This window comes from Streptomyces sp. NBC_00829 (genome assembly GCF_045161795.1).
GTDB lineage: Bacteria > Actinomycetota > Actinomycetes > Streptomycetales > Streptomycetaceae > Streptomyces.
In genome coordinates, this window is the sequence record NZ_CP108867.1 from 3,903,431 (window position 1) to 3,923,263 (window position 19,833).

A 19,833-nucleotide genomic window follows, 5' to 3' on the forward strand; every position below is an offset into this window, starting at 1 on the left:
GGGGCAGAGCCCCGCTCACCGCCCCAGCGCTGTCACGTCCCCCATCACCACCACCGGCTGCTTCTGGGGGTCCAGCCAGCGCAGCAGCTGCTTCATCCGCTCCTTGGGCAGCGAGACACAGCCCTGGGTCGGCCCGCCGTGGTCGACATGGATCCAGATGCCGCCGCCCTTGTCCGCGCCGAGTGGGCGGGTCCAGTCCAGCGGGGTGTTGCCGGGCTCGCGGTTGTAGTTGATCGCCACGACGTAGTCGAAGGAGCCCTGAAGCGGCTCGCCCTCGAAGCCGGTGCCGGGCGACTCGAAGTCGGCCCCTTCGTCGTACGGAAGCTTCGTGCCGGGATCGGGAAGCAGCCCGCCCGCGTCCGTGAGGCCGAAGACTCCGATCGGCGAGCGGTGGTCACCCTGGCGGTGGTCGTCGGTCCAGCCCTGGAGGGCGTTGTGGGCCGGCCACGGGTCGGAGGCATGCTTCCAGCCCCGGACGGGATCGCGCTCGTAGAGCATGACGACGGACCGGTTGGAGTCGGGGTCGTCGCCGACCACCACGACCGCCTGCCGGTTCGCTTCGGTGATCTTGGCGCGGGTCCGCGGTCCGAGGGCCGGGATCTCCTGCGCCCGGACGGTCAGCGTCTGGGGGCCGGGGTGTCCGCTCACGCCCGGCGCGGACGCGGTGCCTGCGGATCTCGTGGCGGGCGGGGGAGCGGCCTTGCCGGAGTCACCCGCGCAGCCGGTGAGCAGCAGACCGGCGACGGCGAGGGCGACCGCCGGGAACGGTCCTGTGCGGAGGTGCATGTGCGGCCTTTCGGTTCGAGAAGCTGGTGTGCTGCTGCTTCGGGGGCGCGGTCGGGGTCGGCGCGGCCTCGGCACTGGCGGTACCGAATCGGGCATGTACGATCATCTGTCGCGTTTCGCCCACAGCGTGTGAGGCGACGCCGGAGACACGGCTGCTGAGAAAGATCACGGACTCGTCGGACGCCGGAACGGCCGTCGGCTCCGGGGGACGAGGCACCCTGCCGGCCGGCGCTTCGTACCGCCTCGTACCGCGGACGCCGCGGCAGGCGGGTGAGACGCAGCCCGTCTCGTGGAGCACGGGCGGGTCGCGCACCTGGGGTACCGCCGGTCTCCTCCTTCAGCGTGACCAGCGCGCCGCCGGGCCGCAAACGCCGGCAGGGGCGGGCTGCCCGGCACACGGGAAGAGCCCGGGAACCTTCGGCGGTTCCCGGGCCCTGCCCTGCGTCTGTGCTGCTGAGTACTACTCGCCGGACTTCGCGACCGGCTTGCGCAGCGCGATGTTCAGCTCCCGCAGCCGCGCCTCGTCCAGCTCGGTCGGCGCACCCATCATCAGGTCCTGCGCGTTGCCGTTGAGCGGGAAGGCGATCGTCTCGCGGATGTTCGGCTCGTCCGCCAGCAGCATCACGATGCGGTCGACGCCCGGGGCGATGCCGCCGTGCGGCGGGGCGCCGTACTGGAAGGCGCGGAGCATGCCCGAGAACTCGTGCTCGACGGTCTCCCTGGAGTACCCGGCGATCTCGAACGCCTTGAACATGATCTCGGGCTCGTGGTTCCGGATCGCGCCGGAGGACAGCTCGACGCCGTTGCAGACGATGTCGTACTGCCAGCCCAGGACATCCAGCGGGTCCTGGGTCCGCAGGGCCTCAAGTCCGCCCTGGGGCATCGAGAACGGGTTGTGCGAGAAGTCGATCTTTCCGGTCTCCTCGTCCTTCTCGTACATCGGGAAGTCGACGATCCAGCAGAACCGGAACACGCCCTCCGCGAAGTGGCCCGCACGCTTCGCGGCCTCGACCCGGACCGCGCCCATGATCTTGGAGACCTCGTCGAAGTCGCCTGCGCCGAAGAAGACCGCGTGGCCGGGCGCGAGCCCGAGACGCTCGGTGAGGACCTTGACGTTCTCCTCGGTCAGGAACTTGGCGATCGGGCCGGTCAGCGAGCCGTCCTCACCCACGCGCACCCAGGCCAGGCCCTTCGCGCCGTGCTCCACGGCGAAGTCACCGAGGCCGTCGAAGAACTTCCGCGGCTGGGCGGCGGTGTCCGGCACCGGCAGCGCGCGGACGTGCTTGCCGGCGAAGGCCTTGAACTCCGAGCCCTCGAAGACATCGGTGATGTCGACGAGCTCCAGCTCGGCGCGCAGGTCCGGCTTGTCGTTGCCGTACTTCAGCATCGACTCGCGGAAGGGGATCCGCGGGAACGGCGAGGTGACGTGCCGGCCGTTGCCGAACTCCTCGAAGAGCTCGGTCATCAGCTTCTCGATCGGCTGGAAGACGTCCTCCTGCTCGACGAAGCTCATCTCGACGTCGAGCTGGTAGAACTCGCCCGGCGAGCGGTCCGCGCGGGCGTCCTCGTCGCGGAAGCAGGGCGCGATCTGGAAGTAGCGGTCGAAGCCCGAGATCATCAGCAGCTGCTTGAACTGCTGGGGGGCCTGCGGCAGCGCGTAGAACTTGCCGGGGTTCAGCCGGGAGGGGACCACGAAGTCGCGCGCGCCCTCGGGGGAGGTCGCGGTCAGGATCGGGGTCGCCATCTCGTTGAAGCCGAGCGCCACCATCTTGGAGCGGATGGAGGCGATGACGGCCGAGCGCAGCATGATGTTGCGGTGCATGCGCTCGCGGCGGAGGTCGAGGAAGCGGTACTCCAGGCGCCGCTCCTCGTTCACACCGTCGTCCGCGTTGATCGTGAACGGCAGCGGGGCGGCGGCGCCGAGCACCTCGACCGCGGAGACCTCGACCTCGATCTCGCCGGTGGGCAGGTCGGCGTTGACGTTCTCGGCGCCACGCGAGACGACCTTGCCGTCGACGCGGACGACCGACTCCTTGCTGACCTTGTCGAGGGTGTCGTACGCAGGGGTGCCGGGGCGGGCCACGAGCTGCGTGATGCCGTAGTGATCGCGCAGATCGATGAAGAGGATGCCGCCCAGGTCTCGGCGATTGTGCAGCCAGCCGCTCAGCCGGACGTCGGCGGAGACGTCAGAGGCGCGGAGCTCGCCGCAGGTGTGGGACCTGTACCGATGCATCGTCGTTCATCCAGTCTTAGCGCTTGGGAAGGGGGTGGGCCCGTCAAGGTTACCGCCCGGCTCCCGTCCTCCTCATTGGCATTGACATGCCACCGCCGCCGCGGGCCCTCCACGCCGTCGGCGTGGAGATCGGAATAAAGTGAGGCAATGCGCACGGAGGATGTCCTGGCCGCGATCGCGACCGGCCTGTGGCGGTGGGACAACGCATCTCGGACGATCACCCTCGACGCCGAGGCCGCCCGGTTGCTGGGCCTGCCCGCCGAGTCCGGCGACTTCACCGAGTCCGTCGTCCGCTCCCGTTTCCATCCGGTCGACTGGAACGAGATCAACGGCATCGTGGGTCTCGCGGTCGCCGAGGACACCCTCGCCGAGGCGCGGCTGCGGATCGTGGACGGGACGGGCCGGGTGCTGCGCACCGTACGCAGCCGCTGCAAGCACATCATGCGGGACCGCGACTTCGAACTCGTCGGCACGGTCCAGGAGGTCCCCGAACCGCAGCCGGGCACCGGAGCGACCGCCGCCCAGACCCCGATCACCGGCGACTGGCGGCGCTCGCGGGAGGCTTTCCTGCTGGACGCGGGCCGTGCGCTGGCCGAGGCGCGCTCTACCGCGGAGGTGCTGCGGGTCGCCGCCTCCCTTTCCATGCCGGGCTTCTCGCCCGACGGCCTCGCCGTCTTCGGGGTGGCGGGCGAGCGGCTCACGATCATCGGGCACCACGGGCACGGCGAGGGCGACGACGACCCGTTCACGGACATGTCGCTGGACACCGACTACCCGGCCGCCGAGGTGGTGCGCACCGGCCGGGCCGCGTATCTGCCCAGCCCCGAGGAGTACCGCAGGCGCTATCCGACGACCTGGCCGCTCGCCCAGCGCTTCGGACGCCAGTCGTGGGCGTTTCTGCCGCTGATCGTCGCCGGGCGGACGATGGGCGCGTGGATGGCCGCCTTCAAGCACCCGGTCGCCTTCACACCCGGCGAGCGGTCCGTGCTGACCACGGTCGCCCGGATGCTGGCGCAGGCGCTCGCCCGCGCCGGGGTCGCCGAGTCCGAGCGCGAACTCTCGCTCGGACTCCAGCGCTCGATGATGCCGGTCATCAGCCCCGCCGTCCCGGGGATGTCGGTGGCCGCGCGCTACATCCCGACCGGCGGCGGGCTCCAGGTCGGCGGCGACTGGTACGACGTGATCCCGCTGCCGACGGGGAGATTCGCCCTGGTCATCGGTGACGTCCAGGGCCACGACGTACGCGCCGCCGGGCTCATGGGGCAGCTGCGGATCGCCCTGCGCGCCTACGCCTCCGAGGGGCACAGGCCCGACGCGGTGCTCTCCCGGGCTTCCCGCTTCCTGCACGGGCTGCACGACTTCTTCGAGACCGACGCGGCCGGTGCGGACGAGGCGAGCGACCACCCCGGCTCCCGCTTCGCGACCTGTCTGTATCTGGAGGTCGAACCGGCCACCGGTCGCATCGAACTGGCGAGAGCCGGCCACCCCGACCCGGTGGTGCTCACCGCCGACGGCACGGTGCTGCTGCACACCACCGAGGGCGGGCTGCCGCTGGGCATCGACCCGGACACGGACTATCCGACGACACGGCTCGCGCTGGAGCCCGGCGAGACGCTGATGGTCTGCACGGACGGACTGCTGGAGACCGGCGGGCACGATCTCGACACCGGCTGGGCCCGGCTGCGCAAGGTCCTCGAAGAGCATGCCGACACGTCGCTGGAGGAGCTCGCCGACGCCCTGGTGGAGGCGGTGCACGGGCCAGGCTCGCACTACACCACCGGGCCGCTCGCCGACCGGCGCGAGGACGACATCGCGGTCATGCTGCTCTCCCGGGACGGCACGCCGACGCGCCAGGCCCCGCGGCGCACGGCGATGAACGTGGCCCAGGCGGAGCCGGAGCGTGTCGCGGCCGCCCGTCAGCAGCTGCGGGAGCTGCTGCACGACTGGCTGGACGAGGAACAGATCGACTCGGCGGTGCTGATGGTCTCGGAGATGGCCACCAACGTGCTGGTCCACACGGACGGCAACGCGCTGCTGGTCGCCGAGGTGACCTGCGCGGACTCGGCGCGGCGGCTGCGGGTGGAGGTCGCGGACACCAGCGACGAGCTGCCGCACAGGCGGCGTCCGGGCGAGATGGCGTCGTCGGGGCGCGGCCTGCTGCTGATGGAGATGCTGGCGGACAGGTGGGGCGTGGATCCCCGGGGCGAGGGCAAGTCGATCTGGTTCGAGCTCTACGAGTCACCGGCGGCCGGGGCCGGGCCGGAGCCCGGCGAGGAGTCCGAGGAGCCCGTAGCGGCGGAGTAGCGGGTGCGCAGCTCGCCGATCACACCGAACACGGCGGCGGTGAGCGGCACGGCGAGCAGCATCCCGAGAATCCCGGCGACGGACGCCCCCGCGGTGATGGCCAGCATCACCACGGCCGGGTGCATCTGCACCGTACGGCTCTGGATCACCGGCTGGAGCACATGCCCCTCCAGCACCTGCACGGCGAGGACCACGCCGAGCGCCCAGAGCGCGATCACGAACCCGCGGTCTGCGAGCGCGACGAGGACCGCGACACTGCCTGAGATGAAGGCGCCGAGGTAGGGGATGTACGCCCCGACGAAGACGAGCGCGCCGAGCCCGGGCGCGCCGGGCACGCCGAGGATCAGCAGGCCGACGGTGATGCAGAGCGCATCGATGAGCGCGATGAACGTCGTCCCGCGCATGAAGCCCTCGACCGCCTCGAACGCCCGCCGCCCCATGGCCTCCACGAGGTCCCCGGTCGACTGCGGGGCCAGCGAACGCAGCGCCCCGGCGGCTTTGTGCGAGTCCCGCAGGAAGAAGAAGATGAGCAGCAGGGCGAGCACGGAGGCGGCGATCAGCTCCCCGACGACACTGAGGCCGCTGATCACCCCGGACGCGGCGGTGCCGCCGAAGTTCTCCAGCAGGCTCTTGGAATGCGCGGCGAGATCGTCGAGCGAGGTCCCGGCGGCCCCGAGGTGCTCGGCGAGATCCCGGGCGGCCTGCCGCAGCGACATGACGATCTGTTCGCCGGAGTCGACGAGCGCCTTCACGACGACATACATGGCCCCGCCGATGACGACGACGACGGCGACGCAGGTGAGCCCCGCGGCCACGGACCGGTTCATCCTCATGCTGATGAGCCGCCGGTACAGCGGGCCGAGGAGAGCGGTGCCCAGCAGGGCGAGCAGTACGGGCGTGACCGCGGTCTTGAGTTCGACGACCAGCCACACGCAGACCGCGCCCACCCCGATCACCAGCAGCGTGACCGCGCACCAGGCGGCAAGCCGCCGCACGGGCTCGGGGAGAAGGGTCTGCACCCTCCCACCCGACCACGGCGGGCGCCACCGCGGCCCGCCCACCGCGGCCAGGCGGGTGACGGACTGTCAGCCCTCGGTCGCTCCCACGCCGGGCTCTCCCATGCCGTGGACGGCCGGAATGGTGCCGAGCCGCCCCGCCTGGAAATCGTCGAAGGCCTGCTGGAGCTCCGCGCGGCTGTTCATCACGAACGGACCGTAGTGGGCCATCGGCTCCCGGATCGGCCGGCCGCCGAGCAGCACGACCTCCAGGTCGCCGGTGTGCGAGCCGTTCTGGGTGTCGTCCGCCCGGACGGTCAGCGCCCCGCCCTCACCGAAGACGGCGGTCTGGCCCATGCGCACGGGCCGCCGCTCGGCGCCGACGGCGCCGCGGCCCGCGAGGACGTAGGCGAGGCCGTTGAAGTCCTCGCGCCACGGCAGGCTGATCTGTGCGCCCGGCCGCAGGGTCGCGTGGATCATCGTGATCGGTGTGTGCGTGATGCCGGGGCCCTGGTGACCGTCCAGCTCACCGGCGATGACCCGCAGCAGCGCGCCGCCGTCGGGCGAGGTGAGCAGCTGCACCTGGCCGCCGCGGATGTCCTGGTAGCGGGGGTCCATCATCTTGTCCGCCGCCGGGAGGTTCACCCACAGCTGGAGTCCGTGGAAGAGCCCGCCGCTCATCACGAGCGCCTCCGGCGGCGCCTCGATGTGCAGCAGCCCGGAGCCCGCGGTCATCCACTGGGTGTCGCCGTTGCGGATGGTTCCGCCGCCGCCGTTGCTGTCCTGGTGGACGAACGTTCCGTCTATCAGGTAGGTGACGGTCTCGAACCCCCGGTGCGGGTGCCAGGGCGTTCCCTTGGGCTCGCCCGGCGCATAGTCCACCTCGCCCATCTGGTCCATCATGATGAACGGGTCGAGGTACTGGTAGTTGATCCCGGCGAACGCGCGGCGCACCGGGAAGCCCTCTCCCTCGAACCCGCTGGGCGCCGTTGACACGGCGAGAACAGGACGCGAGGGGGCATCGGCGGGCGCGGTGATGCGCGGCAGGGTGAGCGGGTTCTCGACAGTCACTGCAGGCATGGGGGGCCTCCTTGTGCGACCAGTTTAGTTGAAGACTGAACTTCCTGTCACGAGGAACGCATGACGCCCGGGAGGAATTCCTCCCGGGCGTCTCGCCTGCGCGGCCTTCACGGCCTGGGGCCCGCCTGGGGCCCGCCTGGGGCCCGCCTGGGGCCCGCCTGCCGGATCTAGGGTCTTTCGTTTGGATCAGGCCGGAGCCCGGCAAGATCCAAACGAGAGGCCCTAGCCGTACATCCTCCGCATCGCGAAGTCGACCATCTGCTCCACGGCCTTCGCGTCGAAGACCATCCGGTGATCGCCCTCCATGTCCAGGACGAAGCCGTACCCGGTCGGCAGCAGGTCGATCACCTCGGCGCCGGTGATCACGAAGTACTTGGATTCCTTGCCCGCGTAGCGGCGCAGCTCCTTGAGGGAGGTGAACATGGGAATGACCGGCTGCTGGGTGTTGTGCAGCGCGAGGAACCCGGGGTTGTCGCCACGCGGACAGTAGACCTTCGAGGTCGCGAAGATCTGCTGGAAGTCCTCCGCGGAGAGCGACCCCGTGGTGAAGGCCCGCACCCCGTCGGCGAGCGAGGGGGGCGACGGCTCCGGATACAGCGGCTGCTCGCCGTACGAGGGCTGCTGCGGCACGTACTGCTGCTGAGCGCCCGGGTTCTGGTCATAGCCGTACATGCCGCAAGCCTACCGAGCCGGGCGCCCTGGCGCGCCGGGGCCGCCCGGCATCCGGACTCCGGGACGCGCCGGGCGGGCCGGCCGGCATCCGGATTCCGGGGGCGCCAGGCTCGCTCGTCAGCCACAACACGGAGACGCTCCGGGCGGAAACCCCTGCCTCCCCGTAGCCACCCGCATGCGCCACGCGTCACAGTTGCCCCACATAGGGGTTGCATCTTATTACCGACGGGTAGCATCATCGTAGCTACTAACTGGTACGTGGATGAGACATTCCGCCTCCCGATCCTTACGGAGCCGTCGCCATGGGGCACTACAAGTCGAATCTCCGCGACATCGAGTTCAACCTCTTCGAGGTCCTCGGGCGCGACAAGCTGTACGGCACCGGCCCGTTCGCGGAGATGGACGTCGACACCGCCAAGTCGATCCTCGAAGAGATCGCCCGCCTCGCCGAGAACGAGTTGGCCGAATCCTTCGCCGACACCGACCGCAACCCGCCGGTCTTCGACCCCGCCACCAACACCGCGCCCGTCCCCGAGTCCTTCAAGAAGAGCTACAAGGCCTTCATGGACTCCGAGTACTGGCGCCTCGGCCTGCCCGAGGAGATCGGCGGCACCACCTCGCCCCGTTCCCTGATCTGGTCGTACGCGGAGCTGCTCCTCGGCTCCAACCCGGCCATCTGGATGTACTCCTCCGGCCCGGCCTTCGCCGGCATCCTCTTCGAAGAGGGCAACGAGGCGCAGAAGAAGGTCGCCGAGATAGCCGTCGAGAAGCGCTGGGGCTCCACCATGGTGCTCACCGAGCCGGACGCCGGCTCGGACGTCGGCGCGGGGCGCACCAAGGCCGTCGAGCAGGAGGACGGCTCCTGGCACATCGAGGGCGTGAAGCGCTTCATCACCTCCGGTGAGCACGACATGGAGGAGAACATCCTTCACTACGTGCTGGCCCGCCCCGAGGGCCACGGCCCCGGCACCAAGGGCCTGTCGCTCTTCCTCGTCCCGAAGTTCCACTTCGACTGGGAGACCGGCGAGCTGGGCGAGCGCAACGGCGTGTACGCCACGAACGTCGAGCACAAGATGGGCCTCAAGGCCTCCAACACCTGCGAGATGACCTTCGGCGACCAGCACCCCGCCAAGGGCTGGCTGATCGGCGACAAGCACGACGGCATCCGCCAGATGTTCATGATCATCGAGTTCGCCCGGATGATGGTCGGCACGAAGGCCATCGCCACCCTCTCCACCGGCTACCTGAACGCGCTGGAGTACGCCAAGGAGCGCGTCCAGGGCCAGGACCTGGTGAACTTCGCCGACAAGACCGCGCCCAAGGTCACCATCACGCACCACCCCGACGTCCGCCGCGCGCTCATGACGCAGAAGGCGTACGCCGAGGGCATGCGCGCCCTCGTCCTCTACACCGCCTCCGTCCAGGACGAGATCGCCGTCAAGGAGACCGCGGGCGAGGACGCGAAGTCCCTCGTCGCCCTGAACGACCTCCTCCTGCCGATCGTGAAGGGCTACGGCTCGGAGAAGTCCTACGAGCAGCTGGCCCAGTCCCTCCAGACCTTCGGCGGCTCCGGCTACCTCCAGGAGTACCCGGTCGAGCAGTACATCCGGGACGCCAAGATCGACACCCTCTACGAGGGCACCACCGCCATCCAGGGCCAGGACTACTTCTTCCGGAAGATCGTCCGCGACCAGGGCCAGTCGCTGAACACCCTCTCCGAGGAGATCAAGAAGTTCCTGGCGATCGGCCCCGGCGGCGACGACCTCGGCCCCGCCCGCGACGCGCTCGCCATGGCGGCCGTCGACCTGGAGGCGATCGTCGGCACGATGACGAACGACCTCATCGCCACCGGCGAGGACGTCAAGAACATCTACAAGGTGGGCCTGAACACCACCCGCCTGCTGATGGCCTCCGGCGACGTCGTCGTCGGCTACCTGCTGCTGCGCGGGGCGGCCGTCGCCGCGGAGAAGCTTGAGACGGCCTCCGCCAAGGACGTGCCGTTCTACCAGGGCAAGATCGCCGCCGCGAAGTTCTTCGCCGCGAACGTCCTGCCGGGCGTCTCCGCCGAGCGCGCGCTCGCCGAGACGGTCGACAGCTCGCTGATGGACCTGGACGAGGCGGCCTTCTAGCGGACACGCCCCAGGGCCTTGTCCTTGGGATCAGGCCGAGCCCGGCAGGATCCGCAAGACAGGCCCTGGCCGGTCCGCTCCTCACGCGATGTGGCCCGCCCCCTGCCCGGGGGCGGGCCACCCGCATGTCCGTCGGGCCGTCACCGCTCGGCAGCCGCCCCGCCACACGTCCCTCGTTAAGGTGACCCCATGAGCAGCGCACCCGCCCACCCATCGCCCGCCACCACCCCTCCAGCGAGCACGTCGCGCGCATCCTCTCCTTTCGACCGCGGACACACCGACGACCTGATGTCCTTCCTGGCCGCCGGACCGTCGCCGTACCACGCCGTGGCCACGGCCGCCGAACGGCTGGAGAAGGCCGGCTTCCGGCAGGTACTGGAAACGGACGCCTGGGACTCCACCAGCGGCGGCAAGTACGTGCTGCGCGGCGGGGCGCTCGTCGCCTGGTTCGTACCGGAGGGCGCGGAGGCGCACACCCCTTTCCGGATCGTCGGCGCACACACCGACTCCCCCAATCTGCGGGTCAAGCCCCGGCCCGACATGGGCGCGCACGGCTGGCGGCAGATCGCCGTCGAGATCTACGGCGGCCCGCTGCTCAACTCCTGGCTCGACCGCGATCTCGGACTCGCCGGCCGGCTCTCGCTGCGCGACGGCACGAGCCGGCTCGTCAACATCGACCGGCCGCTGCTGCGCGTACCGCAGCTCGCCATCCACATGGACCGCTCGATCTACGAGAAGGGTCTCCAGCTCGACAAGCAGAAGCACATGCAGCCGATCTGGGGCCTCGGGGACGTCGCCCACGAGGGCGGGCTCATCTCCTTCCTGGAGGAGGAGCTCGGGCTCGCGGCCGGCGACGTCACCGGCTGGGACCTGATGACGCACGCGCTGGAAGCACCCGCGTACCTCGGCCGCGACCGGGAACTCGTCGCCGGACCCCGGATGGACAACCTGCTGTCCGTGCACGCCGGCACCGCCGCGCTCGCCGCGGCGGCCGGCTCTCCCGACCTCGCGTACATCCCCGTACTCGCCGCCTTCGACCACGAGGAGAACGGCTCACAGGCCGACACCGGCGCGGACGGGCCGCTGCTCGGATCGGTCCTTGAGCGCTCGGTGTTCGCACGCGGCGGCAGCTACGAGGACAGAGCCCGCGCGTTCGCGGCGACCGTCTGCCTGTCGTCCGACACCGGCCACGCGGTCCACCCCAACTACGCGGAGCGCCACGACCCGACGCACCACCCGCGCGCAGGCGGCGGTCCCATCCTCAAGGTCAACGTGAACCAGCGCTACGCCACCGACGGCAGCGGCCGGGCCGTGTTCGCCGCGGCCTGCGAGAAGGCGGGGGTGCCGTGGCAGACATTCGTCTCGAACAACGCGATGCCGTGCGGCACGACCATCGGCCCGATCACCGCGGCACGGCACGGCATCCGGACCGTCGACATCGGCGTCGCCATCCTGTCGATGCACAGCGCGCGCGAGCTGTGCGGCGCGGACGACCCGTATCTGCTGGCGAACGCGCTCACGGCGTTCCTGGAGGGCTGAAGCCCGGCCCCACCCCGTGCGGTCCGGCTGGACTTCAGCCGGACCGCACGGGCATGGACGGTCCGGCTGAAGTCCGTCCGCCCGCACGGGCGTTGAAGGCAGCGCGAAACATCTGCGAAAGCAGTGGCCCGGCAGGCTGACGCGCATGGCTCCGCTCGATCATCAACCGCTCACCACCCACCGGCCCGGCCCCTCGCGCCGCTCGCTGACCCTCGCGCTCGCCTCGGCCGCCGCGATCCTGTTCACCGGCGCGTGGTTCATCGTCCAGCAGTACCACGAACAGCCGCCGTGGGCCGAGGACATCTCCTACGAAGCCGGCTACCTCCAGGGCAACCGTGTGCGCAAGTACGACCGGACCGGCGTGGAAGTCGCCAAACTCCTGAACGGCGGGTGCAAGACATTCCAGTCGTCCGGATGGGGCGGCATCAAGGCCACGTACGACCCGTCCCTGTGGGTGAAGGGCTGCCTCGACGGCGCGGCGGGACGCCACCCCGTCCGGCAGGGCGTGCTCCGCTGAGACGGGGCGGCTACGCCTCGTCCATCCCGGCGAGCACCAGCGGCAGCCGCGAGGTCCCTTCCGCGCTCACCCGCACCGGAACACCCCAGTCCTGCTGGTGCACATGGCACGCCGGGTACTCGTTCGCCGGGTCGTCGTCGCAGGACGCCGCCATCGCCGAGACATGCAGCACCCCCTCGGCGACCGCCGGGTCGATCTCCAGCTCGCGCGTGAGGTCGGTGCCCGCCCCCTCCCCGCCGATCAGCAGCTCCGGCGGGGTCGCGGAGACCAACAGCCTGGTCGAGGGACCGTACCGGGTGTCCAGCTTCTGGCCGGCCGGCGCCCGGAAGACCACGTCCAGCCGCAGCGTGCCCGCGGCGACATCGGTCGCGGCACGCTGCGTACGGTGCGCGACGGCTTCCACGCGTACCGCCTCCTCCGGCAGCCGCAGCCGCGTCAGCCGGTGCCGCGCGGACTCGACGACGACGATGTCGTCACCGACGAGCACGGCGTCGCTGGGCTCACGCACGTCCGTGGCCAGCGTGGTCACCTCACCGCTCGTGGGGTCGAAGCGGCGCAGCGCGTGGTTGTACGTGTCGCTGACGGCCACCGAACCGTCGGGCAGCGCGGTCACACCCAACGGGTGCTGGAGCAGCGCCTGTCCGGCGTCCCCGTCCCGGTGGCCGAAGTCGAAGAGGCCGGTGCCCACGGCCGTGTGCACGACCAGATCGTGGTCGATCCAGCGCACGGCGGACGTCTCCGAGTCGGCGATCCACAGCCGCTCCTCGGTGGCGGCGAGCCCGGACGGCTGCGCGAACCACGCCTCGGCGGCGGGCCCGTCGACGAGCCCCTCATTGGTGGTCCCGGCGGCGGCCTCGACCGTCCCGGTGGCCGGGTCGTAGGTCCACAGCTGGTGGACGCCCGCCATGGCGATCCACAGCTTGTCGCCCCACCAGGCCACGTCCCACGGCGACGACAACGCCACGTCGAGCGCGGGCCCACTGGTCGGCGACCCCTGCCACCACTGCTTCCCGGTCCCGGCCAGGACCTCGATCGCGCCGCTGCCGGGGTCGTAGGCACGGATGGCGTGATGCACGGTGTCCGCGACCGCGACCCGCCCGTCGGGCAGCAGCGCGAGGCCCTGCGGCTCGTTGAACTGACCGTCGCCGATACGCCGGACGACGCTCTCACCGTCCGGCTCCAGTTCGACGAGCTGGTTGCGGGTGGTGTCGGAGACGAGGAGATTCCCGGAGGGCAGCAGCAGAGCCTTCCCCGGGAACCGCAGATCGGTGGCCACGGGCTCCGGCGGGACGTACGGTCCGTCCCCGCGCCGCAGCGTCCCCTTCGCGGCGTGCGTGGCCTCCAGCTCCTCGACGAGCTTCTCGATGGCGTGGGCGTGCCCCTCACCGGCGTGCTGGGCGACGACGTACCCCTCGGGGTCGATGACGACGAGGGTCGGCCAGGCCCGGACGGCGTACTGCTTCCAGGTGGCGAGCTCGGGGTCGTCGAGGACGGGGTGGTGGACCTGGTAGCGCTCGACGGCGTCGACGACGGCCTGGTGCTCGGCCTCGTGCACGAACTTCGGCGAGTGGACACCGATGATCACGACGGTGTCGCTGTGCTTCTCCTCGAGCTCGCGGAGCTCGTCCAGGACATGGAGGCAGTTGATACAGCAAAATGTCCAGAAATCAACAACAACGCACTTACCCCGCAGGTCGGCGAGGGTGAGTTCCTTCCCACCGGTGTTCAGCCAGCCGCCCTTGCCGATCAGCTCAGGGGCCCGAACGCGTGCACGTGTAGCCATACCCCCATCCAACAGCACCCGACCGGGTACGCATTCCAACCATGAAATACCTCGTACGCGACAAGATCTTCGCGATCGGTGACGACTACTGGATCGAGGACGAGCAGGGCCGCCACGCCTTCCTCGTCGACGGCAAGGCCCTGCGGCTGCGCGACACCCTGGAGCTCAAGGATCCGACCGGGCTCGTGCTGATCACGCTGCGCAAGAAGCTGTTCAGCCTGCGCGACGCGATGACCATCGAGCGGGGCGAATCGACGCTCGCCACGATCCGCAAGAAGCGGCTCTCGCTGCTGCGCAACCACTACCGCGTGACCCTCCTGGAGGGCACGGAGCTCGATGTGAGCGGGCGGATCCTCGACCGGGAGTTCGTCGTCGAGTACGACGGCGAGCTGCTGGCCCACATCTCCCGGCAGTGGTTCCACATCCGGGAGACATACGCGGTGAACGTGGTCCGGGAGGACGCGGACGTCGCGCTGATGATCGCCGTCGCCGTCTGCGTGATCCGGATGGCGGAGCGGGAGCGCGAGGGCGACGACGACTAGGGTTTTCCGTTTGGATCAGGCCGGGCTCGCGTGCCCTGGCACCGCGCCTCGCCGCGTTGTCGCCGGCCGGGCTGCCCGGGGGCGCGGACGACGGCCCGTTTCGCGAGCTCGGGCGGCCATGCCTCGACCGGTCGTCCAGCGCGATCCGGCCCTCCTCCACCCGCGTCATGACCGCGGCGACGGCATCAAGGGCGGCTCGGCGGGGCCAGTCCCAGCAGGCGGTCCTTGAGGACCGGGAACTGCTCGCGTGTCGTCGCCACCTTCGCCGCGTCGAGTTCGACGCTGAGGATCTCCTCGCCCGGTCCCGCCTCGGCCAGGACCTCGCCCCACGGGTCGACCACGATGCTGTGTCCGGCCTGTTCGACTCCTGCATGCGTGCCCGCGGTGCCGCAGGCCACGACGTAGGTCTGGTTCTCGACGGCGCGGGCGCGGGCCAGCAGGGTCCAGTGCTCGCGGCGGCGGGCGGGCCAGCCGGCCGGGACGACGAAGACCTGGGCGCCGGCGTCCACGAGGCCGCGGAAGAGTTCGGGGAAGCGGAGGTCGTAACAGGTGGCGAGGCCGAGGGTCAGTCCGCCGGGGCCGGACAGCGGCACGGTGACGAGGTCGGAGCCCGCGCCCATCATCACGGCCTCGCCCTTGTCGAACCCGAAGCGGTGAATCTTGCGGTAGGTGCCAGCCAGTTCGCCGGTGGGGGAGATGACGAGCGAGGTGTTGTAGAGCGTTCCGTCCGGGTCCTTCTCGACGATGGAGCCGGCGTGCAGCCAGACGCCCGCGTCGCGCGCGGCCTTGGCCATGACCTCGTACGTGGGCCCGGTGGTCGTTTCCGCCTCGTCGGCGAAGGACTCGTAGGCGAAGGCTCCGACGGGCCAGAGTTCGGGAAGGATCACCAGATCGGCGGCCTGTTGTGCCCGTACCAGCGCGGCGGCTCGCACTCTACGAGACTTGACCGATTCGTCTGGGTCTACTGCGATCTGGATGATTGAGGCGCGCACACTACCACCGTCCTGGCATTCGAGCCGTCAACACGGGCCTACGATCGTCACACGAAAGCACTGCCGGGGTACCGCCTGGCAGCGTAACTTAACTGCCGAGCCTCCCACGCCGCCCAGCAGTCAGCAGCCCAGCCCGCGTACCGCAGAACCGCCGAGGGGTCCCGTGACCGTCCATCCCAGCCTTCAGACCTACGCCGACGCCTGGACCCACTCCATCGAATCAATAGCCGAGCTGGTGCAGCCGCTCGTCGAGGGCGAGTGGAACCGGGCCACGCCATGCCCCTCCTGGTCGGTCCGTGATGTCGTCTCGCACATCATCGGCATGGAGTGCGAGATGCTCGGCGATCCGCGGCCGATCCACACGCTGCCGCGCGATCTCTACCATGTGAAGAGCGAGTTCGCCCGCTACATGGAGATGCAGGTCGATGTGCGCCGGCACCACACAGCGCCGGAGATGACCTCCGAGCTGGAGTACACGATCATCCGCCGGGCCCGTCAGCTGCGCAACGAGAACCGCGCCCCCGACACCATGGTCCGCGCCCCGCTCGGCGCCGAGCAGACGCTCGAACTCGCCATGCGCATGCGCGCGTTCGACACCTGGGTGCACGAACAGGATCTGCGCGCGGCGCTCGCCACGCCGGGGAACCTCGACTCCCCCGGCGCGTACATCACCCGGGACTGTCTGCTCGAAGCCCTGCCCAAGGTGGTCGCCAAGGACGCGGGCGCGCCCGCGAATTCGGCGGTCGTCTTCGATGTGCACGGCCCGGTGGAGTTCCTGCGTACGGTCCGGGTGGACGCGGACGGCCGCGGCTCGGTCGACGGTTCGCCCTCGCTCGGCCCGATCGTGACGCTCGCGCTGGACTGGGAGACGTACTACCGGCTGGCGTGCGGCCGGGTACGGCCGGCCGCGGTGCAGGACCGGATCAAGGTGGACGGGGACACGGAGCTGGCGGCGGCGATCCTGCGGGAGTTCGCGGTCACGCCGTAGCCCGTTCGGGGGACGCCCACGTCACCGACGCCCACGTCACCGACGCCCACGGCCCGCACGTCACCGACGCCCACGGCCCGCACGTCACCGACGCCCACGGCCCGCGCTCGGCGGACCCGCGGCGGACGCCGTCGCGACGGGCCACGAGCCGGGACCGTGCGTCCGGGCCGGTCGCGCGTGCCCTCACACCGGGACGTGCACCGCCTCCACCCGGCTCGCCACCAGCCGTTCCCGCTCGCGCCGCACCGTGCGTGCCCGCAGGCGCAGGATCTGCGTGATCCCCGCCGCCTCCAGCACGAACACCGACGAGAACGCGATCCGGTAGTCGTCCCCGGTCATGTCCAGCAGCACCCCGACGGCGAGCAGCGTCGTCATGGAGGCCACGAAGCCGCCCATGTTGACGATGCCCGACGCCGTGCCCTGCCGCTCGGGGGGATTGGCGGGGCGGGCGAAGTCGAAGCCGATCATCGAGGCGGGCCCGCAGGACCCGAGCACCGTGCACAGGGTGATCAGCAGCCACATCGGGGCGTGGTCGCCGGGGTAGGCGAGGGTCGTCGCCCACAGCAGCGCGGTCGCCCCGACCGTGCCGAGGGCGAGCGGGACCCGGGCCTCGTGGTGGCGCGCGATGATCTGCCCGTACACCAGCCCCACCACCATGTTGCTGAGCACCACCAGCGTCAGCAGCTCGCCCGCGGTCTCCCGGGACAGACCCTGCGCCTCGACCAGGAACGGCATCCCCCACAGCAGCAGGAACACCATGGCGGGGAACTGGGTGGTGAAGTGCACCCACAGGCCGAGCCGGGTGCCGGGCTCCCGCCAGGACCGGGCGATCTGCTTGCGGACGAACGCGGCGCCCGCGTGCCGGGCCGGCGGTGGTGCGTGGCCCTCGGGATGGTCCTTGAGGAACAGCACCAGCGGTACGAGCACGACCAGTCCGGCCGCCGCGCTGCCGGCGAAGGTGGCGGTCCAGCCGACGCCGTGGAGCATGCGCGCGACGACGATGGTGGAGACGAGGTTGCCCGCCATCCCGAAGAGCGCGGCGACCTGCCCGATGAGGGGGCCGCGGCGGGCGGGGAACCAGCGGGCGCCGAGCCGCAGCACGCTGATGAAGGTCATGGCGTCGCCGCAGCCGAGCAGGACGCGCGAGGCGAGCGCGGTGCCGTACGAGGGGGAGAGCGCGAAGCCCAGCTGTCCGACGGTGAACAGCACCACGCCGATGGTGAGCACCTTCTTGGTGCCCAGCCGGTCGACCATGAGGCCGACGGGTATCTGCATGCCCGCGTAGACGAGCAGCTGAAGTATGGAGAAGGTCGACAGGGCCGAGGCGTTGACGTCGAAGCGGTCGGCGGCGTCGAGTCCGGCGACCCCCAGGGACGTACGGAAGATGACGGCGACGAAGTAGACGGCGACGCCGACGCCCCAGACCGCGGCGGCGCGGCGCCCGCCGGGCGGGTCGCCGGGCAGGGTGACGGCCGAGGCTCTCACCGGACCTCGCCCCGCGCCAGGTTGCTGAACCAGCCGACGTGCCGGTGGACGAGGGCGGCCGCGGCGTCCGGGTCTCCGGCGCGCAGGGCTTCGAGGATCTCGCTGTGCTCGGTGAGGTTCTTGGCGATCCGGTCGGGGTGGGCATGCATGATCGCGACGCCCATCCTCAGCTGCCGGTCGCGGAGTTGGTCGTAGAGGCGGGAGAGGATCTCGTTGCCGCCGCTGCGCACGATCTCGGCGTGGAAGCAGCGGTCGGTGACGGCGACGGCGGCCAGGTCGCCCTCTTCGCCCTGCCGTTTCTGCTGCTCCAGGAGCTCTTCGAGCCGGGCGAGCAGCCGGGGCGGTGCGGGGACGGCCTTGCGGGCGGCGTGTTCCTCAACGAGCAGCCGGGTCTCGACGACGTCGGCGATCTCCTGGGCGGAGACGGCGAGGACGAGGGCCCCCTTCTTGGGGTAGAGCTTGATCAGCCCTTCGACCTCGAGCTTGAGGAGGGCTTCGCGCACGGGGGTGCGCGATACGCCGACGGCGTCGGCCAGTTCGCCCTCGGTGAGGAGGGTTCCGCCCTCGTAGCGACGGTCGAGGACGGCTTGCTTGATGTGGGTGTAGACGCGTTCGGCGGCGGGCGCTGCGGCGGGCATGCGCACAGCTTAGATACAACACAGGTGCATCAGAAAGCCGCGTCCACGATGCAGGACGAACGGCAGGGCCGGAAGAGACGGGGCTTTTCGAAAACAAGTGGCCCCGGCTGTACATCCCTTCGGCGCTCTCATCGGTCTGATATCGGGGCCCTCCTTTGAGCGCTGTCCCCTCCGCACCTTTTCACCGCATTCGCGAATTCGGAGCGTTTCCTTGATAACCAGCCTTCCGGGCGTGCGCAAAGCCGCCGTGGTCGTTCTCACCACCGGCTCGCTGCTGACCGTCTCGCCCCTGGCCGCGCCCGCTCACGCGGCTCCGGTGCCGCCGATCGCCAGCAAGGGCGCGATCCTGCTGAACAACGCGACGGGCACCGCCCTCTACACCAAGACCGCGGACACGCGTCGGCAGATGGCCAGCACGACGAAGATCATGGCCGGCGCCGTCGTGGTGAACACCAAGGGCATCAACCTCAACCACGTCGTCACCATCAAGCAGGCGTACCGCGACTACGTGGTCAGGCAGGGCGCCAGCACCGCCGATCTGAAGACCGGCGACAAGGTGACCGTCCGTCAGCTGCTGTACGGCACCATGCTTCCGTCCGGCTGCGACGCCGCGTACGCGCTCGCCGACCTGCTCGGCAAGGGCACGACCCCGGCCGCCCGCACCAAGTCCTTCATCGCCAAGATGAACCAGACCGCCGCCTCGCTCGGCCTGAAGAACACCAAGTTCGACTCGTTCGACGGCATCTCGTCGGCGGGCAGCAACTACACGACGCCGCGCGACCTGGCGAAGATCGCAAGCTACGCGATGAAGAACGCCACCTTCCGCTCCGTCGTCGCCACACCGAAGTACGTGACCACGGCGACGACCAGCAAGAACACCAAGCGCACCTACACCTGGTACAACACCAACCAGCTGCTGGGCTCCTACAGGGGCGCCATCGGCATCAAGACGGGCACCGGCACCGCCGCGGGCCCGTGTCTCGTCTTCGCCGCCACCCGTGACGGCAAGACCTTCGTCGGCGTCGTGCTGAACGGCGCAGACCGCTACAAGGACGCCGCGAAGCTGCTCGACTTCGGCTTCGGCTCCAGCACCGCGAAGACGATGCAGCTCCGCTCCCTGCCGGCGGGCGTCGAGCGCGACTGATCCGGT

The 19,833-nt window shown here is 70.4% G+C and carries 16 protein-coding genes; 7 read left to right on the forward strand and 9 right to left on the reverse strand.

Annotation, left to right across the window (positions count from 1 at the left end; translation table 11 throughout):
* Positions 1–15 precede the first annotated feature (15 nt).
* Both OG293_RS16980 and aspS read right to left on the reverse strand, forming a co-directional pair.
* A complete protein-coding gene (locus tag OG293_RS16980) occupies positions 16–786 on the reverse strand; it encodes a L,D-transpeptidase family protein (RefSeq protein WP_405999635.1) in 771 nt (256 codons plus the stop codon).
* Positions 787–1,246: 460 nt separating this feature from the next.
* A complete protein-coding gene (aspS, locus tag OG293_RS16985; protein WP_405999636.1) occupies positions 1,247–3,019 on the reverse strand; it encodes an aspartate--tRNA ligase in 1,773 nt (590 codons plus the stop codon).
* A 147-nt stretch (positions 3,020–3,166) separates the two neighbouring features.
* Here aspS and OG293_RS16990 point away from each other — a divergent pair, with 147 nt between their 5' ends.
* On the forward strand, positions 3,167–5,323 hold the full coding sequence (locus OG293_RS16990) for a SpoIIE family protein phosphatase (RefSeq protein ID WP_405999637.1): 2,157 nt from the start codon (positions 3,167–3,169) through the stop codon (positions 5,321–5,323).
* Here OG293_RS16990 and OG293_RS16995 read toward each other — a convergent pair.
* From OG293_RS16995 to OG293_RS17005, 3 genes are all read right to left on the reverse strand, one after another.
* The gene (locus OG293_RS16995; protein ID WP_405999638.1) at positions 5,251–6,342 is read right to left on the reverse strand and encodes an AI-2E family transporter; all 1,092 of its coding nucleotides are present in this window, start codon (positions 6,340–6,342) and stop codon (positions 5,251–5,253) included. The genes OG293_RS16990 and OG293_RS16995 overlap by 73 nt on opposite strands.
* Before the next feature lie 66 nt (positions 6,343–6,408).
* Entirely contained in the window at positions 6,409–7,398 is a 990-nt protein-coding gene (locus tag OG293_RS17000) for a pirin family protein (RefSeq protein WP_405999639.1), read from the reverse strand.
* A 222-nt stretch (positions 7,399–7,620) separates the two neighbouring features.
* Positions 7,621–8,070 carry an SseB family protein gene (locus OG293_RS17005; protein WP_405999640.1) on the reverse strand — a complete coding sequence of 150 codons (450 nt, stop codon included), beginning with the start codon at positions 8,068–8,070 and terminating at the stop codon, positions 7,621–7,623.
* A gap of 302 nt (positions 8,071–8,372) precedes the next feature.
* Here OG293_RS17005 and OG293_RS17010 point away from each other — a divergent pair, with 302 nt between their 5' ends.
* From OG293_RS17010 to OG293_RS17020, 3 genes are all read left to right on the forward strand, one after another.
* A complete protein-coding gene (locus OG293_RS17010; RefSeq protein ID WP_405999641.1) occupies positions 8,373–10,199 on the forward strand; it encodes an acyl-CoA dehydrogenase in 1,827 nt (608 codons plus the stop codon).
* Between the two features lie 189 nt (positions 10,200–10,388).
* Positions 10,389–11,738: a M18 family aminopeptidase gene (locus OG293_RS17015; protein WP_405999642.1), complete on the forward strand. Its 1,350-nt coding sequence runs from the start codon at positions 10,389–10,391 to the stop codon at positions 11,736–11,738.
* A gap of 145 nt (positions 11,739–11,883) precedes the next feature.
* Complete coding sequence (locus OG293_RS17020; protein ID WP_405999643.1) at positions 11,884–12,255, forward strand: hypothetical protein; 372 nt, start codon at positions 11,884–11,886, stop codon at positions 12,253–12,255.
* Between the two features lie 10 nt (positions 12,256–12,265).
* On the opposite strand, the gene OG293_RS17025 is transcribed toward OG293_RS17020, so the two are convergent.
* Positions 12,266–14,038: an NHL domain-containing thioredoxin family protein gene (locus OG293_RS17025; protein WP_405999644.1), complete on the reverse strand. Its 1,773-nt coding sequence runs from the start codon at positions 14,036–14,038 to the stop codon at positions 12,266–12,268.
* Positions 14,039–14,079: 41 nt separating this feature from the next.
* On the opposite strand from OG293_RS17025, the gene OG293_RS17030 reads away from it, so the two are divergent.
* Positions 14,080–14,580, forward strand: a complete 501-nt coding sequence (locus OG293_RS17030; protein WP_405999645.1) for an LURP-one-related/scramblase family protein — start codon at positions 14,080–14,082, stop codon at positions 14,578–14,580.
* Between the two features lie 185 nt (positions 14,581–14,765).
* Here the strand turns inward: OG293_RS17030 and OG293_RS17035 are convergent, their stop codons facing one another.
* A complete protein-coding gene (locus tag OG293_RS17035) occupies positions 14,766–15,572 on the reverse strand; it encodes a carbon-nitrogen family hydrolase (protein WP_405999646.1) in 807 nt (268 codons plus the stop codon).
* Positions 15,573–15,735: 163 nt separating this feature from the next.
* Between OG293_RS17035 and OG293_RS17040 the strand changes: the two genes are divergently transcribed.
* Positions 15,736–16,560, forward strand: a complete 825-nt coding sequence (locus OG293_RS17040; protein WP_405999647.1) for a maleylpyruvate isomerase family mycothiol-dependent enzyme — start codon at positions 15,736–15,738, stop codon at positions 16,558–16,560.
* Between the two features lie 183 nt (positions 16,561–16,743).
* Here the strand turns inward: OG293_RS17040 and OG293_RS17045 are convergent, their stop codons facing one another.
* Both OG293_RS17045 and OG293_RS17050 read right to left on the reverse strand, forming a co-directional pair.
* Complete coding sequence (locus OG293_RS17045) at positions 16,744–18,045, reverse strand: nitrate/nitrite transporter (protein WP_405999648.1); 1,302 nt, start codon at positions 18,043–18,045, stop codon at positions 16,744–16,746.
* Positions 18,042–18,683 carry a GntR family transcriptional regulator gene (locus tag OG293_RS17050; protein ID WP_405999649.1) on the reverse strand — a complete coding sequence of 214 codons (642 nt, stop codon included), beginning with the start codon at positions 18,681–18,683 and terminating at the stop codon, positions 18,042–18,044. Before OG293_RS17050 ends, OG293_RS17045 begins: the two co-directional genes overlap by 4 nt.
* 232 nt (positions 18,684–18,915) lie before the next feature.
* Between OG293_RS17050 and OG293_RS17055 the strand changes: the two genes are divergently transcribed.
* On the forward strand, positions 18,916–19,827 hold the full coding sequence (locus tag OG293_RS17055; RefSeq protein WP_405999650.1) for a D-alanyl-D-alanine carboxypeptidase family protein: 912 nt from the start codon (positions 18,916–18,918) through the stop codon (positions 19,825–19,827).
* Positions 19,828–19,833: the final 6 nt, after the last annotated feature.

Coding starts and splice junctions, on each gene's coding strand:
- OG293_RS16980 (WP_405999635.1), bottom strand. CDS start 786: ATGCACCTCCGCACAGGACCGTTCCCGGCGGTCGCCCTCGCCGTCGCC.
- aspS (WP_405999636.1), bottom strand. CDS start 3,019: ATGCATCGGTACAGGTCCCACACCTGCGGCGAGCTCCGCGCCTCTGAC.
- OG293_RS16990 (WP_405999637.1), top strand. CDS start 3,167: ATGCGCACGGAGGATGTCCTGGCCGCGATCGCGACCGGCCTGTGGCGG.
- OG293_RS17000 (WP_405999639.1), bottom strand. CDS start 7,398: ATGCCTGCAGTGACTGTCGAGAACCCGCTCACCCTGCCGCGCATCACC.
- OG293_RS17005 (WP_405999640.1), bottom strand. CDS start 8,070: ATGTACGGCTATGACCAGAACCCGGGCGCTCAGCAGCAGTACGTGCCG.
- OG293_RS17010 (WP_405999641.1), top strand. CDS start 8,373: ATGGGGCACTACAAGTCGAATCTCCGCGACATCGAGTTCAACCTCTTC.
- OG293_RS17015 (WP_405999642.1), top strand. CDS start 10,389: ATGAGCAGCGCACCCGCCCACCCATCGCCCGCCACCACCCCTCCAGCG.
- OG293_RS17020 (WP_405999643.1), top strand. CDS start 11,884: ATGGCTCCGCTCGATCATCAACCGCTCACCACCCACCGGCCCGGCCCC.
- OG293_RS17025 (WP_405999644.1), bottom strand. CDS start 14,038: ATGGCTACACGTGCACGCGTTCGGGCCCCTGAGCTGATCGGCAAGGGC.
- OG293_RS17030 (WP_405999645.1), top strand. CDS start 14,080: ATGAAATACCTCGTACGCGACAAGATCTTCGCGATCGGTGACGACTAC.
- OG293_RS17050 (WP_405999649.1), bottom strand. CDS start 18,683: ATGCCCGCCGCAGCGCCCGCCGCCGAACGCGTCTACACCCACATCAAG.